At 58.0% G+C, this 13,543-nt stretch carries 8 protein-coding genes; 3 read left to right on the top strand and 5 right to left on the bottom strand.

The window, feature by feature from the left end:
- Nucleotides 1–31: 31 nt before the first annotated feature.
- Together B8V81_RS19165 and B8V81_RS19160 are read right to left on the bottom strand one after the other, a co-directional pair.
- The gene (locus B8V81_RS19165) at nucleotides 32–1,099 is read right to left on the bottom strand and encodes a phage tail sheath subtilisin-like domain-containing protein (RefSeq protein WP_101808984.1); all 1,068 of its coding nucleotides are present in this window, start codon (nucleotides 1,097–1,099) and stop codon (nucleotides 32–34) included.
- A gap of 42 nt (nucleotides 1,100–1,141) precedes the next feature.
- Entirely contained in the window at nucleotides 1,142–1,468 is a 327-nt protein-coding gene (locus B8V81_RS19160) for a hypothetical protein (RefSeq protein WP_101808983.1), read from the bottom strand.
- Between the two features lie 299 nt (nucleotides 1,469–1,767).
- Here B8V81_RS19160 and B8V81_RS19155 point away from each other — a divergent pair, with 299 nt between their 5' ends.
- Nucleotides 1,768–2,391, top strand: a complete 624-nt coding sequence (locus tag B8V81_RS19155; RefSeq protein ID WP_028599613.1) for a response regulator transcription factor — start codon at nucleotides 1,768–1,770, stop codon at nucleotides 2,389–2,391.
- Nucleotides 2,392–2,425: 34 nt separating this feature from the next.
- On the opposite strand, the gene B8V81_RS19150 is transcribed toward B8V81_RS19155, so the two are convergent.
- Entirely contained in the window at nucleotides 2,426–3,898 is a 1,473-nt protein-coding gene (locus tag B8V81_RS19150) for a sensor histidine kinase (RefSeq protein ID WP_180968494.1), read from the bottom strand.
- Nucleotides 3,899–4,176: 278 nt separating this feature from the next.
- Here B8V81_RS19150 and B8V81_RS19145 point away from each other — a divergent pair, with 278 nt between their 5' ends.
- Nucleotides 4,177–4,572 (top strand): NucA/NucB deoxyribonuclease domain-containing protein, encoded by a 396-nt coding sequence (locus B8V81_RS19145; protein ID WP_028599611.1) that lies wholly within the window; start codon nucleotides 4,177–4,179, stop codon nucleotides 4,570–4,572.
- 87 nt (nucleotides 4,573–4,659) lie between these two features.
- Nucleotides 4,660–5,145, top strand: a complete 486-nt coding sequence (gene comJ / locus B8V81_RS19140) for a competence protein ComJ (RefSeq protein WP_028599610.1) — start codon at nucleotides 4,660–4,662, stop codon at nucleotides 5,143–5,145.
- 145 nt (nucleotides 5,146–5,290) lie between these two features.
- Here the strand turns inward: comJ and B8V81_RS19135 are convergent, their stop codons facing one another.
- The gene (locus B8V81_RS19135; protein ID WP_084137409.1) at nucleotides 5,291–11,779 is read right to left on the bottom strand and encodes a CARDB domain-containing protein; all 6,489 of its coding nucleotides are present in this window, start codon (nucleotides 11,777–11,779) and stop codon (nucleotides 5,291–5,293) included.
- Nucleotides 11,776–12,975, bottom strand: a complete 1,200-nt coding sequence (locus B8V81_RS19130; RefSeq protein WP_028599606.1) for an S-layer homology domain-containing protein — start codon at nucleotides 12,973–12,975, stop codon at nucleotides 11,776–11,778. Before B8V81_RS19130 ends, B8V81_RS19135 begins: the two co-directional genes overlap by 4 nt.
- Nucleotides 12,976–13,543: the final 568 nt, after the last annotated feature.

Raw genomic sequence — 13,543 nt, 5'->3', positions numbered from 1 at the left:
GATCTCATGCCTCCTCTTGGGTTCGGTTGCCTCAGACCTCGATGGTCAGGAAAATGCGTTCCATGCTGTCGATCTCCGTGTAGGCGATGCGCAGGTAGACGTTGTCGCCCTCGGACTTGCGCTCCGGATCGAGTCCGGCCTCGATGTCCGTCAGCACGCTGGCCAGCTCCAGCCGCTCGAGGTAAGCCTTCACGGCGGAGATGAGCGCCGCCTGGCCGTCGGCGTTGTTGTCGAGCTTGCCGATGTAGCTGTCCGCCGCCGTTTTCGGAATGTCCGTCGCGATCGCCTGCCGCGCCCGGATCGTGCGGATCTTGGCTCCGCTCGTCACGAGCCCCTGCTCGACCTTGACCTTCTCTCCGTCATGGACGAGCGCGAGCGAGCCTTTTTCGAGCGCGGCCGCGATCTCGCTGTTCTTGAGCCGCCGCAGCGCGTCGGTCGCGGACACCTGGGCGTAGGTGATCGACTTGTTGATGCCGGTGCCGGCGATCAGGCCGGCGACGTACGGCGCGTATTCGCCCGAGGAGTAGGACTTGCCGCCCGCCTCCGCGCCGGTGATCAGATTGACCGCGTAGTCGTCCTTCAGCTTGACGCTGCGGGCATTGCCGAGCGCCGGGTCCTTGTCCTCGTCCCTCGTGCCGCCGAATACGGCGAGGAAGTGCTTGCCGTCCTTGCGGCTGCTTTTGATCCACGCCAGCGTCAAATCGACCTCCGACGCCTCCACCTCGGACGGATAGACGAAGACGTTGAACGGCCTCGCCTCCAGCTGGTCGCGCATCGAGAGGAAGCTTTTCGCCCGGGACGCCTTGAGCGCGTCGCCCTCGCCCGTCGGCGGCGTCATCGTGTACACGAGAACCTCGCGCGCCCCTCCTTGCAGGATGAGCAGCACCGGCGCCGCATCCGCCTCGCCGAACAGCTCGACCGCCTCGGCCGGCTTTTCGATCGCATAGAACTTCTCCTTTGCCGCCGTGCCGTATTTCAGCAGCGGCAGCGCCACCGTGCCGCGCGCTCCTCCTTTGATTACGGCCGCAGCCGCGTTCACGAAATTGATGTACAGTCCCGGACGCGCCGGCAGGCTTGCCGTATCCCAAGTACCGCCCATGTTCGTCGCCACCTTTTCTTTGATTTGCTTGTTCCATGCCGCTCAGCCTTGCCGGCTGTCGTTCAGATGAAGCTTCTTCATTCGAGGGGCCGTCGGCAGCTCGAGCCGCTCTCGCACGGTGCCTTGCAGCTGGCAGCTGCAGCGATGAAGGCCGTCTTCGAGCCGCTCCGACTGTCCCAGCCTCGCCAAAGCCAGGCCGCGCACGACGGTCGCTTCCTCACCGGACGCCGGCCTCGGCGAGGCGATCAGCGCCTCGAGCGCCAGCACCGCCTCCCCGGCGCTCGAGCGGTAGCAGGCGACGGCATAGCTGCGCTCCGCCGCGACGGCATGCGTCATGTCGAGCCGCCGCTCTTCCGCCAGCAGCGCCACCGTCCAGTCTCCGTGAGCCGGCTCGGCCGGAGGCTCGTGCCGGCTGATCGCCGCATTCGGCTCAAGCCCCTTGATCCAGGCGCAGATGGCCTCGATGTCCGCCGTGATCGTGATCGCTCTCTCCTCCTTTCGGGCACAACCTGGATTATAGGAGCGCCGAGGGGGGACGGGGGAGGATGAACTTTTATCACCCGGCCTCGGAACGGATGTTCAGCGGGGGGATGATGGAAGTTCGCCCTGTTCAGCTGAGGCGGGACTTGATATACTCCATGAAAACAAGCTCGGAGGAGGCGGTCCGCATGCGCCGCATACGCGTCATGCTGGTGGAGGACGATCCGTTCTGGCAGGAAAACATCAGCTCCGATCTGGCCGCCGAAGCGGATATCGAGGTCGCCGCCGTCTGCGGAAGCAAAGAAGAAGCCCTGCAAGCGGCAGCGCTTGACAGGGCTCTGGACGTGGTGCTGATGGACATCAATCTGTCGGGCAACAAGCTCGACGGACTGGAGGCGGTGCAGGAGCTGTGGCCGATCGTCGGCGAGCGCGACGTCAAGGTCATCATGCTGACATCGCTCAAGGAAAGCTCGATCATCCTGAAATCGCTGCAGCTCGGAGCGGTGAACTATATGACCAAGCAGAGCTGCAAGGATATCGTCCGCGCGATCCGGGAAGCCGCCGCGGGCGCCGCGCAGATCCACGCGGACGCAGCAGGCGCGATGCGGGCCGAGCTGCAGCTGATGGAGCTGACGCCGACCGAGCGCGAGGTGTACGAGCTGCGTCGGGCGGGGCTGAGCCGGCAGCAGATTTCCGACCGGCTGTACAAGTCCGCCCATACGATCAAGTCCCAGATCAAGAGCATCCGCAGCAAGCTGCTGCCGTTCCGGCTCCATCAGCCCTCGCGCGCGGCGGACGACGAGCATGATTGAGCCCGCGCGAGCCGGCTGGCGCGGGCTTGCGGCGTCAGCCCTCGCTTGCGGCGGACGGCGAGGAGGCATGCCGCGCCTGCTCCGCGGCGGCGAGCGGCGGCCTCGCGCGGAATCGGGATGCCGGCAGCTGCAGCTGCACGATCGTCCCGCTGCCCGGCTCGACAGGCGGAAAGACGATCGCTCCGCCGTGCTTCTGGGCGACCTGCGCGCAATAGGACAGGCCCAGCCCGTGGTTGGACGCGTTTCTTTTGGTCGTATAGAACGGCTCCATGATGCGCGGCGCATGCTCGGGATCGATGCCCGCGCCGTCGTCGCGCACCTCGACGATGAACCGCTTGCGCGTCGAAAAGGCGCGCACCGAGATGGTCCCTTCCTTGCCCTTCGCCGCATCGGCGTCATTTTGCAGCAGGTTCGACACCGTCTCCAGCAGATGCATCCGATCGCCTCTCAGCTCCCCGTCCTCCACGCTCGACTCGAGCCTCGTCCCGCGACCTGCCAGCTGAGGCCGCATCGGCCCGAGCGCGCCCTCCAGCATTTCCCGCACATCGACGGCGGCTTCGCGCAGGACGATCTCGTCCGACTTTTCACGGATGCTCTCCACCATGGAGAGCAGATGCGAGGTGACGCCGCCGATCTGCCGCAGCGATTCCTTCGACCGCTCCGCCTCCCCGTTTTCCAGCTGTCCGGCCGCCTTTTCCGTCAAGTAGTCGATTTTTTGAATCTCGTTCTTGATCGAGTGGTTCAGGATCGACACGCCCATCGTGATCGCGCGCAGCGAGTAGCTGCGGCGCTCGCGCTCGATGCGCAGCTTGATGCCGAGGAAGCCGTTGCGGATGAGCTGGTACAGGATGGCCCCGACGAGGCTGAAAATCATGATGACGTTCAGCTGCCACAGGTTGTTGCTTTCCAGGCGGAAATCCCACATGCGGAGCTCCAGCCGCTTCATGCCGAGGAAGTCGGTCACGTACGCCCAGACGACCGCCGCGGAGAACAGCCAGGCGACGCGTTTCTTGTTGCTCAGGCTGTACATGCTGCCGTCCCGCCAGTAGGCGAGGAAGAAGAAAAACACGGCCGCAGCGAGATAGAAGCCGACAAGCAGGCGCTGCTCCTCGAAGGCGAAGACGTTCCACGGCTCCCGCTCGAGATGGCGCAGCAGGTTCAGGACGGCGGGCAGCAGCAGCGCGGACGCAAGCAGGTGACGCGCGCGGCGGGACTCGACGCCGCCCATCCAGAGCGCGCCGAGCGAGGTGATCGCGGGAAAAAGGTACAGATAGACGGTCATCATGAAGACGCTCGCCTGATAGAGGATCGTCTCGACGTCCGGCGTCAGCCAGCCGAGCGGCTGGAGGCGCGGAAGGATCGTCAGATGGATGGAGAAGGCGCAGCTGGACATGCCGCCGCTCAGCATCGTCAGCGCGATCCAGAAATTGCGGCGGAAGTTGAAGGCAAGGAACGTCAGTCCCAGCGTCCATAGCGACAGGAACATGAACAGATACAGGATCGTCAAGCTAGCGTCCTCCATTGCTGGCCAAAAAGCCCGATTCCTTTCGCTCCGATTATACGGCAGCGCGCCGCCAGCAGGGATGGGCCTAAAGTCATAGGCACGGACAGCGGCGGTTTTTACACAATGTTAAATGTACAATCCGGCCTTTGCCCTCTATACTCTTGAGCGAACGTTCAGGCGCGGTTAAACCGATGTTCAGTCCTCAGCCGCCGCGGACGATTCCAATTCGACTGGGAGGGATTTTTATGTGGAAACGCAAGCTTGGCTGGGGACTTGTCGCGATGCTCGCCTTTATGGCGGCGCTGTTTCCGGGCGCTTCCGTCCGGACCGAGGCGGCAGCCGGCTATGACGCCGTCATTTATTTTCCGTTCGACCGCTACCCGCTGACCGGCGATCATATCCGCGACGCGATCGCGGACGGGCATTCGGCGATCTGCACGATCGATCGGGCCGGCGCGGACGCGAACCGCAAGGAGTCGCTCAAGGGCATCCCGACCAAAAGCGGCTACGACCGCGACGAATGGCCGATGGCGATGTGCGACGAAGGCGGTGCAGGCGCGGACGTGCGCTACGTGCCGTCCTCCGACAACCGCGGCGCAGGGGCATGGGTCGGCAACCAGCTTTCCTCGTACGCGAACGGCAAGCGGATCAAGTTTGTCATGTCCTACGGCAGCTGACGAGCCTTCTCCGCGTCCGGCGGATCGGCTATACTGAAGCTACCCGATTCCGGCGCATTCAACCGGTTGAAAAAGGAGAGATGCCGCATGACCCGATTGGGCACGACCGAGCTGCTCGTATCCTACTCTCAGCTCGCGGCGTACAACCGCAGCGAGGAGCATCCTTATTCCGACTGGACGGACGAGCATGTCGGCCAAGGCTTTGCCTGGCGCGAGGGCAGCGTCTCGTTCGGCACGCTCGGCGATGTCCGCAGCCTCGTCGAGCTGGAGCTTGACGAGAGGCTGCCCGAGCCGGCAGCCGACGCGGTCCGCGTCATCGTCGTGCCGTTCCGCGCGGACGGCAGCGGCATCGCGGTCAGCAGCATCCTGTCGGAAACGCTGGCAGCCGAGCTGCCCGCCGGCTTGTACGAGCTTCAGTTCGAAGCGTTCGAGCCGGCGGGCGACGGCGATGGCCCCGGCCGCTATCGGCTCGCCTTCGCCCCGGCGGAGTCGCCGGCGGCTCGCATCGTCCGGCAGGACGAGGAGCTCGACCCGCCTGCCGAGCTGGTCCTGGCCGCGGAGGCGGCCGTTTGAACATGAGCCTGGCCGCATCCGTGCATGCACGGATGCGGCCAGGCTTTTTTCACGGATGCGGCCAGGTTTTTTCGACGGTCCGGTCGTTCGACGCCAAGCTCCTCCGCTGATCCAGGTCCGCTGCGGCGAGTCCAGTTTGACGCCGTTATTGCTTGCGGTGCACACCCGCGGCGCCGAGCGCCGAGCCGATGATGCGGATCGGCACGTCCGCCGTCTTGCGCGTGCCGTTGCGGTACACCACCTCGAAGCGGATCGTATAGTCGCCCTTGGACAGTCCATCCGTCAAATGCGCCCACCGCTCGTCATGCAGCTCGCCCGCATAATGGCGATCGGCCGTCACCGGCTTCAGGATGGTGCGTGCGTCCAGCCCGCCTCCGGCCGTCAAGCTCGCCGTCACCTGCAGCACCGGAGCCGGGACCGGATAGCCTTGCACGATCAGCTTCTCTCCGGCATAAAACTCCTTCGGATGCTGCGCCGTCTCGTGGCCGAGCCGGTCATGGATTTCCTTCCAGTCCGCCGTATGGCCGACATCGGCGCTCAGTCCAAGCGGCACGACCGAGATCGGCTTCGCCGCCGTCGCTTCCGCCTTGCCGTCGCTGACCGTCAGCGTCACCTGATAGGTGCCGGGCAAGGACCGTTCAAGGAGCGGCGGAGCCGCATGCACGCTCGTTCGGCCCGACGGGTCGAGCACGGTCCATTTCGCCGTAAGCGCGTCTCCGTCCGGATCGGACGAGCGGTCGAGCAGTTGGATCGGGTCGCCTTCGTAGACCGGCCTCGGCGTCCAGTCGAAATCGGCCACTGGCGGGCGATTCGTCTCGAGATAGAAATACTTCGGCGCACTCCAGGCGCTCCAATCGAAGCCGTCGTAGGCGCGGACCTGCACGTACAGGTTGACCTTCTCCGGAAGGTCGGTCGTAGGGCGCCAGCTGCGGTCCTTGCCCGGCCGAATGTCCGTATCCCGGAGCAATTCGCCGCCGTAGCGATAAATCCTCAGTTGATACCGGCTCTGTTCATCGCTGTCTGCATCCCAGTAGCTCCACTGGAAAAGCGGCCTGAATTCGATCAGTTTGGTCGGCTGATTCGGATCGGAGCTCGCCGGCACGGTGATTTGAGCGGACGGGATCTGGTTGTGAATCGTCACGGTCTTGGTGATTTGCGCTTCGGCACCGAGCGAGTCTTCGACGCGCTGGCGGATTTCAAAGGTGCCGATCGTGCTAAAGCTCTTTTGCCAGCTCGTCCGGCTGCCGCTTGCGATCGTCTCGGCTCCGTTCGTCGTCCGATTCCTCAAGTACCACGTATGCGGCAGGTTCTCGCGGCCGCCGTCCTCTTTGTCCCATGCGGTGGAGTCGAACGTGATCGTCACGCCTCGATACGTGTTCACATGGCTTTGGTTGAAGCCAGGCACTGGCGGCGTATTGTTCGCGCCCGTCACCGTGACATGGAGCGTCTTGACGGTGTAGGCCGACCATGCGCCGTACTCATCCTTTACGGCCATCCCAATTTCGTACATGCCTTTTTCTTGCGGCGTCACGAGCTTTTCGTAGAAGGTGTCCCCCGAAGGCGTCGTGTAGTAGAACTTCTTCTCCAGAATGCCTCGCGTCAACCGATATTCAATGCCGGTTGCTTCGGTCGAATAGTTGCTCGGGCTTTCGTAACGATCCGGATCGTAGCTGCTGTCGGTCCAGATGACTTTTCCGTCTCCGGATAGCGTCACCGTATACTGCGATACCGGGCGGCGATGAACCGTTACTTTCTTTACGAACGGATTGCTCTCCTTGCGGTATTCACTGAATCGATTGTCCGGATACCGGTAGTCCGGATGCGGATCGTCCTGGGCTCGCAGCTGCACGAGGTAATCCCCGACTTTGTCGAAGGCGAGCTGCTCGCTCTCGAACGTTTTTCCGTGCAGCGCCGAAAGGCCCTGATTGTTGAGGAAACGCGGCGTGTGCTCGAAGCTCCAGCGGTACGAGCCGGCCTTCGGATCGTTCTCCGGATCGAGGAACTGGATGCTGTCGTACTGGACTTCCGCCTTGGCCGTTCCTTCATCCCAAATGGCGTAGTCGGCCGACCATTCGACTTTGCTGTCGACGGCCTTGTACGTCAAGGCGCTGAACCTGACATACGCCTTGTTCGCGAAGTAGCCGAACTTGCCTTCGAGGAATTGGCCATCCGTCGCCGACAGGATCGGGATGTTGTTCAGGAAAACCTCGATCTTGCTGCCGACGGTCTTCACTTTGAAGCCATAGCTCACGTCCGATTCGAACGGATAGCTGCCGGCCTGCAGCACGGTCCGGCTGCCATTCACGTATTTCACAAGATCCAGCGAGTGGCCATTCGACTCCACGGCATAGCGGTTTCGCGGGTCTTGCATGCGGAAGCTGAAGCCCATCGCTTCTTGGTCTACATCAACGTCGAGCATGCGCTGGCTGTACTTCATTTCCGCGTCGCTCAGCGAGACGTCCGAGACGAACTGGCCGTTCGTGAACGTCTGCTTGACGAGCGGCGTTGTCGATGGAGCGCCAGAGGTAAACCAGATCATGGCATTCGGCTCGGAGTTTTCTCTCGGGATTCGCTTCAACGCGAAGAGTGATCCATCCCCGACGTATTCGCGGAAGAAGGTACAGCCGCGATAGCTTATCACCAAGGAACCGCTCGGATTGTAGACTTGGCCGTCGGCTGTGCAGTTTCCTTGATTGTACGGCGTAGAGTTCGTGATGTATCCATCGGCTGTCCGAGTAGAGAAGTCTGTCCCCTGAGAAGATCCGTCCCAGTTGAAGGTCGCGTTATTCCAGTTGGATAAATTCTGGAGTGTAGCACCTGACTTCATGTTGAAGACCTTTGTTATTCGCGTCGGGAGGTAAGGCTCGCTTCCCATGAAATAAACATCGACATAAAGCTCGTTTGCGAATGTGTTCATCCACATCGGGTTGTAGCCGTAATAGCCGCCCGCCCCTGCGAACATGCCGATTGAATTGGAGTTCAGCGCCATCTGCTGGTCTGGCTCAGATAAGTATCGGCTCCAGATGAGATTCATGTTCTTGTCGTATTTGTTGATCGTCAAATCGAAGAATAGGGTCATGTCCCGATACTCGTTTTGCTTATACCCATAGCCTTCTAGGGTGTAGGTGTTTCCTTCGGGATCCAGGTACATCTCCGGCGCGGCCCGGTATGGATAATCGGCAAGATCCCAAGGGGTCGGTCGGTTCATTTGCCGTTGAATGGAACCCAGCGTTGTAAGGGTCATGTTGGGGCTGACCGAAACAAAGTGCGCGTACGCGCTCCCGACCTGGTAGTTGTCTTTGCCGCCAGAGCTGAAATCTCTCTCCATTTTCAAGACAACGCCGTTTCCAGAAGTCGTGGAGTGAATGACCCAATCCTTGAAGTTCCAGTTCACTTTGTCCGTGAACCGGTTCATATTGGATGGCACGGTCGTTTCTTGAAGAAGGGTTCCGTTTGCGGCATCGTAACGCCGAATGATGACATCGTCAACAGAGGAAAGAACGACGTACAAGTATGGACCGGAGAGCTCCCATGTCATTTTTCGTGAAAATGGACCCAGGTTGATGACATAATCATACGGACTTCCTTTGCTCCATTTCTTGGCTTTCCAGTCATAAGGATTATTGCCTTGGACAAGAGGCGAGAGTTTCTTAGGATTCAATCCGTAGATCTTCATCTTACCTTGGTAGTTTGAATAATTAGAAATGCTGAAGATGACATGTTTCTTGTTGGACCGAACTTTCGGAATTTCATTGTACTGCGTGTACGAGATGCTGTACGCCTCGATTTGCCGCCCGTTCTCATCCGCTAAGTAATCGTTGAAATAGGCCGTATTCGTCAACGCTCGCCAAGGGGAAAGGGCGTTGGCGCCAAAGCCGTTGTTTGGCTTCGTGCCGTTAATCAGTTCCACTTCGCCGCCATAGCGCATGAAGGAATAGGTGTTGTTTTGGGCATCTCCGAAGTTTTTGGCGTCTCCGCCGATGAGGCTTCCTCCGTCGACGCTCCATAGCCGCGACCGATCAAATACCGTTTCGTTCGTATTCGTTACATAGACGGGCCACGTAATCATTTTCTCCGGACGGATCGTCGTGCTCGCATCGAGATCCGGCTGCGGGTTTTTGCCCTTCAAGTCGAAGGAGACTTCCGGCGCGTTGTTGACGATGTTCAGCGTGTAGCTTTCGATCGGTTCGTCATCCGTATTGTCCTTCAAGTTGAAGTCGTCGGTGACTTCGGTCCAGAACAGGTACTTGCCGACTTTAGGGGCCGTGAAGGATACCTTTTCCTTCGATCCGACAATCGTCTGCCAGGCATCGTCCTGAAAGCCGTTGTTCAACGCGTCGTACTTGAAGCGGTAGATGGCGGAGACGATCTGGTCGCCGTCCGGACTGAACGACTTGTTCAAAATGACGTTCGGTTCGTTCCGTATCCCTAGCTTCGGCACGTCGAGCTTGGCGATCGGAGGCAGGTCGGGCTTGACGATGATCGTGCATCTGGCCGGCTGCTCTGATTTTCTCCCCTCAACGTCGTAGACGTTCAGCTGGACCTCGACCGTGATGTTTTGTTGCGTTCCGTTTACATAGGAAGACTGCCTTCCGATCCATTCATCTTGACTGTGATCGATCGCAGCGAAGACGGGGCTGTAGCTTTTGCTGGAGTCGAACAAGGCGTCTGGTATGTAATGGTTCTCGATGACTTCGTCCGGGCACTTGATGATGGGAATAGGGCCTTTAGACTGGACGTTGATGAAAGCCGAAACCTCACCGGTCGCTCCAAACGGATCGCGGAGCGTGCCTTTCACGGTGTGGACACCAGGAGTGTCCATGCGAATTTCGTACATGCCCCAGCTGCCTTCCGGATATCTTCCTTTCAGGCTCTTTATCCATGCGCTATTCCCGTTTGCAAAATCAAATCCATCAAAAGTCACTTCATCGCCATCCGGATCAAACGGGGAGGGGATGGACGGATCATGCAGAACGATTAGGTACATGGTTTCGCCTTCAACAACGGAGGTTACGGGAACCGTCGGGTTGCTGGGCCGAACAAAGGCGGCTTTGCCGGACGGCGGGCGGTTGTTCGGCGGGTTTTTGACTTCCAGCGGGCGGGGGCCGATTTCCTTCTGTCCGCAGTCGGTAATCAGGGTCATGTAGACCTGATGCGTCCCGGTGCTGATGGCACTTGGGTAATCTTTACGCTCGATCGTCGTGTCGGACCAACTGTGGAACCAGCCCGTCACGCCTTCCCTGGAGCCGCGCTTGAACGTGTACATGTGGCGCAGATATTTACATTGCTCGAATTCCGGATCTTTCGGGCGAAGCGTGAAGCTGTCGCCATAGTCGATGGACGGGGGCGTGACGTCAAAGTTCCCTCCAAAATCCTTGCTAGGAGGAGGGGGTGTAGGCGTCGGTGCTTCGCCCGGCGAGAATGTTCCATCTACCGTGTTGTTCGTTTCGCTGGCTTCGTCGATCGTGTTGGCCGAATCGACCGTCAGCCGGAACGTTTTAGGCGCATTCGACGTGAAGGTACTGCTGAACGTGAGCGACCGGCTCGCCCCCGCCTTCATGGAGGGAACGGATTCGGATTTCAAGACCGTCCCTGTACCGACGTCTTTTACGTTTACCGTGAAGGCTTTGTTGATGTCGACGCCGTCGTTATGATAGTCGGCTGTAAAGGTCATCGGTTTTCCGATTTCTATTTTTCCTGATGATCGGATGTTGTCTGCGACTAAATCGGGTTTAGAATTGTCAATTGGATCGTAGATGACGTTTACCGAATAACTTATTTCGTAGGTAAGAGCTGCCCAAGTTGTTTCGGTGTTTATTGGTTCATAGCGCCTACCTTGGACGTTTCCTGAACTGCCAGAGAGGGCTATCCAATGAACTCCGTTTATATTGTTAGTGGCATTTAATTGCAGTTTGACTTTTACGTAGCCGTAACCTGGCTTTCCATTTCCTTTAGCGGTAACTTCGTGAAAGCCTAAAGATTCGGCTTCAATGACTTTTACGGAAGAAAGTTTAATCTTATCAGTTGGAACTCTATCGGTAGTTTTTTTGTCTTTGCGGTAAAAATCAGGCACCCCCAGCTCATCCGACCACGCAGCAGCAGAGCCATCCGTATAGCGCAGTCTGGAATCGATGGTTTGTCCTGAACTGTCTTTCTCAGGAATAGCTCCAGGATATTGAGACACCCCATTCTGATAAGTCGATGAGTCAGCTATAAAGGTGTAGGACGGAGTGTCTCCTACCTGGATTGTCCAACCCTTGCCATCTGACTTCCGCCAAATATCATAATACATTCTTGATTCTCTTTGCCCGGTGAGCTCGACGGGTACGCCATTTACGGGCGGTAATGCTATCTGGCCGCTACCTTCATCGTAGGTTCCTAATTGGCCCTTTTGATTCCCGTTAATTTCAAAAGACCAGGACTTTACTTTGCATCCAGACTTCTTAACGGTTGCGGTTTTTAACCCTTCAATTATGTCTGAGTTGTGGAGCCCGCCCCCGTTGCCGGTTATTGTAGTAGATTTGCAGTTGGTTGCTTCAGCTGCTTCGGCAATCGAGTTTGGAGGGAAGGAGAAAACCTCAAATAATGGCATTAGAAGCGCAAGGAGTAACATCACACTGATTTTTGATTTCATTGAATTTTGCCCCCGAAGATCCTGCCTTCTTCGTTAAGCAGAATCTTATGTTTATCATTTCCGAAAGATTCGAAATAAAAGAAAACATTATTGTAAGTTGACGCTTCTTTAACCTTCTCTTTACTGATTGAATAAAGTGCCCATATTTCCTGGGAATGGATCGTTCTCATGTCAAAGTGCCAGTTTGATCCAAGGGGTCCTTTGCTACCGTAAGGCATGTGTAAAGCAAAGATGAAATGGGGCAGACTGATCATAGACATGAAAGGCATGCTCAATTTTTCAGTTTTTGTGTTCGTGACGTTAACCTTGAATGCGACAAGGTATTCGTCTTTCCATGGTTTGTAGGTAAGACGATGGATGCCTGCTGGATCGAGCTTGTTTACTGGTTCAAATGAAGATTTTGGTACCCAATTCATATAAGGACTGTTTTTGTCGTCCATATCAATAATGATGATTTGCTTAAACTCACCATCTATATATGGTCGAATGTTAGCCTTGAACGGCAACTGCCGGAACTTCCCGCCCCACATCGTCTCGACGTTTGTTCCCGTGTACGCCACTTCGGCATAGGACGCCGCCCGCTTGTCCATCGGCAGCGTCCCGCCGGCAAGCAGCGTCAGCATGCGGTCGATGATGACCGTCGCCTGTGCGCGCGTCGAGCTTTCCTTCAGACCCAGCTCGCCTCCGGACAAGCCGGACAGAATGCCGCGCTTCGTCGCTTCATAGACGAGCTGAGGATCGGTTGTTTTTGCCTGCCGCAGCTTCTCGTCCACGGCCCGTACGACGAGCCGCGCCATCTCCTGACGGCTGATCGGCTGGGACCAGTTGTCGTTGAAGTCGCTCGTTTTGTGGACGCCGGCGCTGACCGCCGCTTGAATGTACGGCACATGCCAGGCTTGGCCCGCCGCCGCTTCGCCTACCGGAAGCCCCAGCGCGGAATCGGTCATCTTGATGAACTCGGCGCGAGTAATCGACCGGTCGGGGCAGAACAGGCCGTCTCCGCAGCCGTTGACGAGCCCCTTTCCAGCGAGCTTGGCCACCGAGGCGTAGTACCACGCCGACGGCTTCACGTCAGTGAAAGCAGCCTCAGAAGCGGCAGAAGCAGCCCCGATCTTCGACAGCAACGTCCCTCCGCTCGTCGTCCCCATCAGCAATCCCGCCATCGTCAAAGCCATCCACGTTTTTTTCATCTTCATATCGTTCATCCTCCATCGGTTAAGTTATTTGGGGTTCCGCAGTCGTTCCGCTGCGGCTCATGCCACTAAAAATCATCGATTGTTCCATTCCTGACTCCCTTCTTTATCGGAATTTCCTACCGGGATTGACACCAATTGCATCCTTTAGAACCCATAAAAAGGCAAAAAGCACCTGTTCGCGTGGGGCAAATGCGAACGGGTGCTTCCCGTAGCGGATCTCTATTCGGTTATCCAAGTCGATCATCAGCTGCAGTCCTCTGCGCCTTCCCTGCTGATGGAGCAAAATCGGCGTGGCAAACTGTCGGCTTCGCAGCGATCAGGAGCCAATCTCAATCTCCGGAGTCCCTTTGCTCATTTTATCCACCATCTGTACGGTCGGTTTCACAGTATAACCTCACCAAAATCTGGTTCGTCATTCCTTCGACACGCGGCGTCGGTTTCCTCTTTATGAAGAAAAAAGGCCCTCTTCGTGTAAAGGAAGACCTAAGCAGTAACAAAAATCTTAACCCAACTGAAGTGAAACAAAAGCATATTATGGTACGTCTGCGGAGCTGGAGGTGTTTATTTT

This window comes from Paenibacillus pasadenensis (genome assembly GCF_002864175.1).
GTDB classification, from domain to species: domain Bacteria; phylum Bacillota; class Bacilli; order Paenibacillales; family Paenibacillaceae; genus Paenibacillus_O; species Paenibacillus_O pasadenensis.
This window is presented reverse-complemented; position numbering and strand designations above follow the sequence as displayed.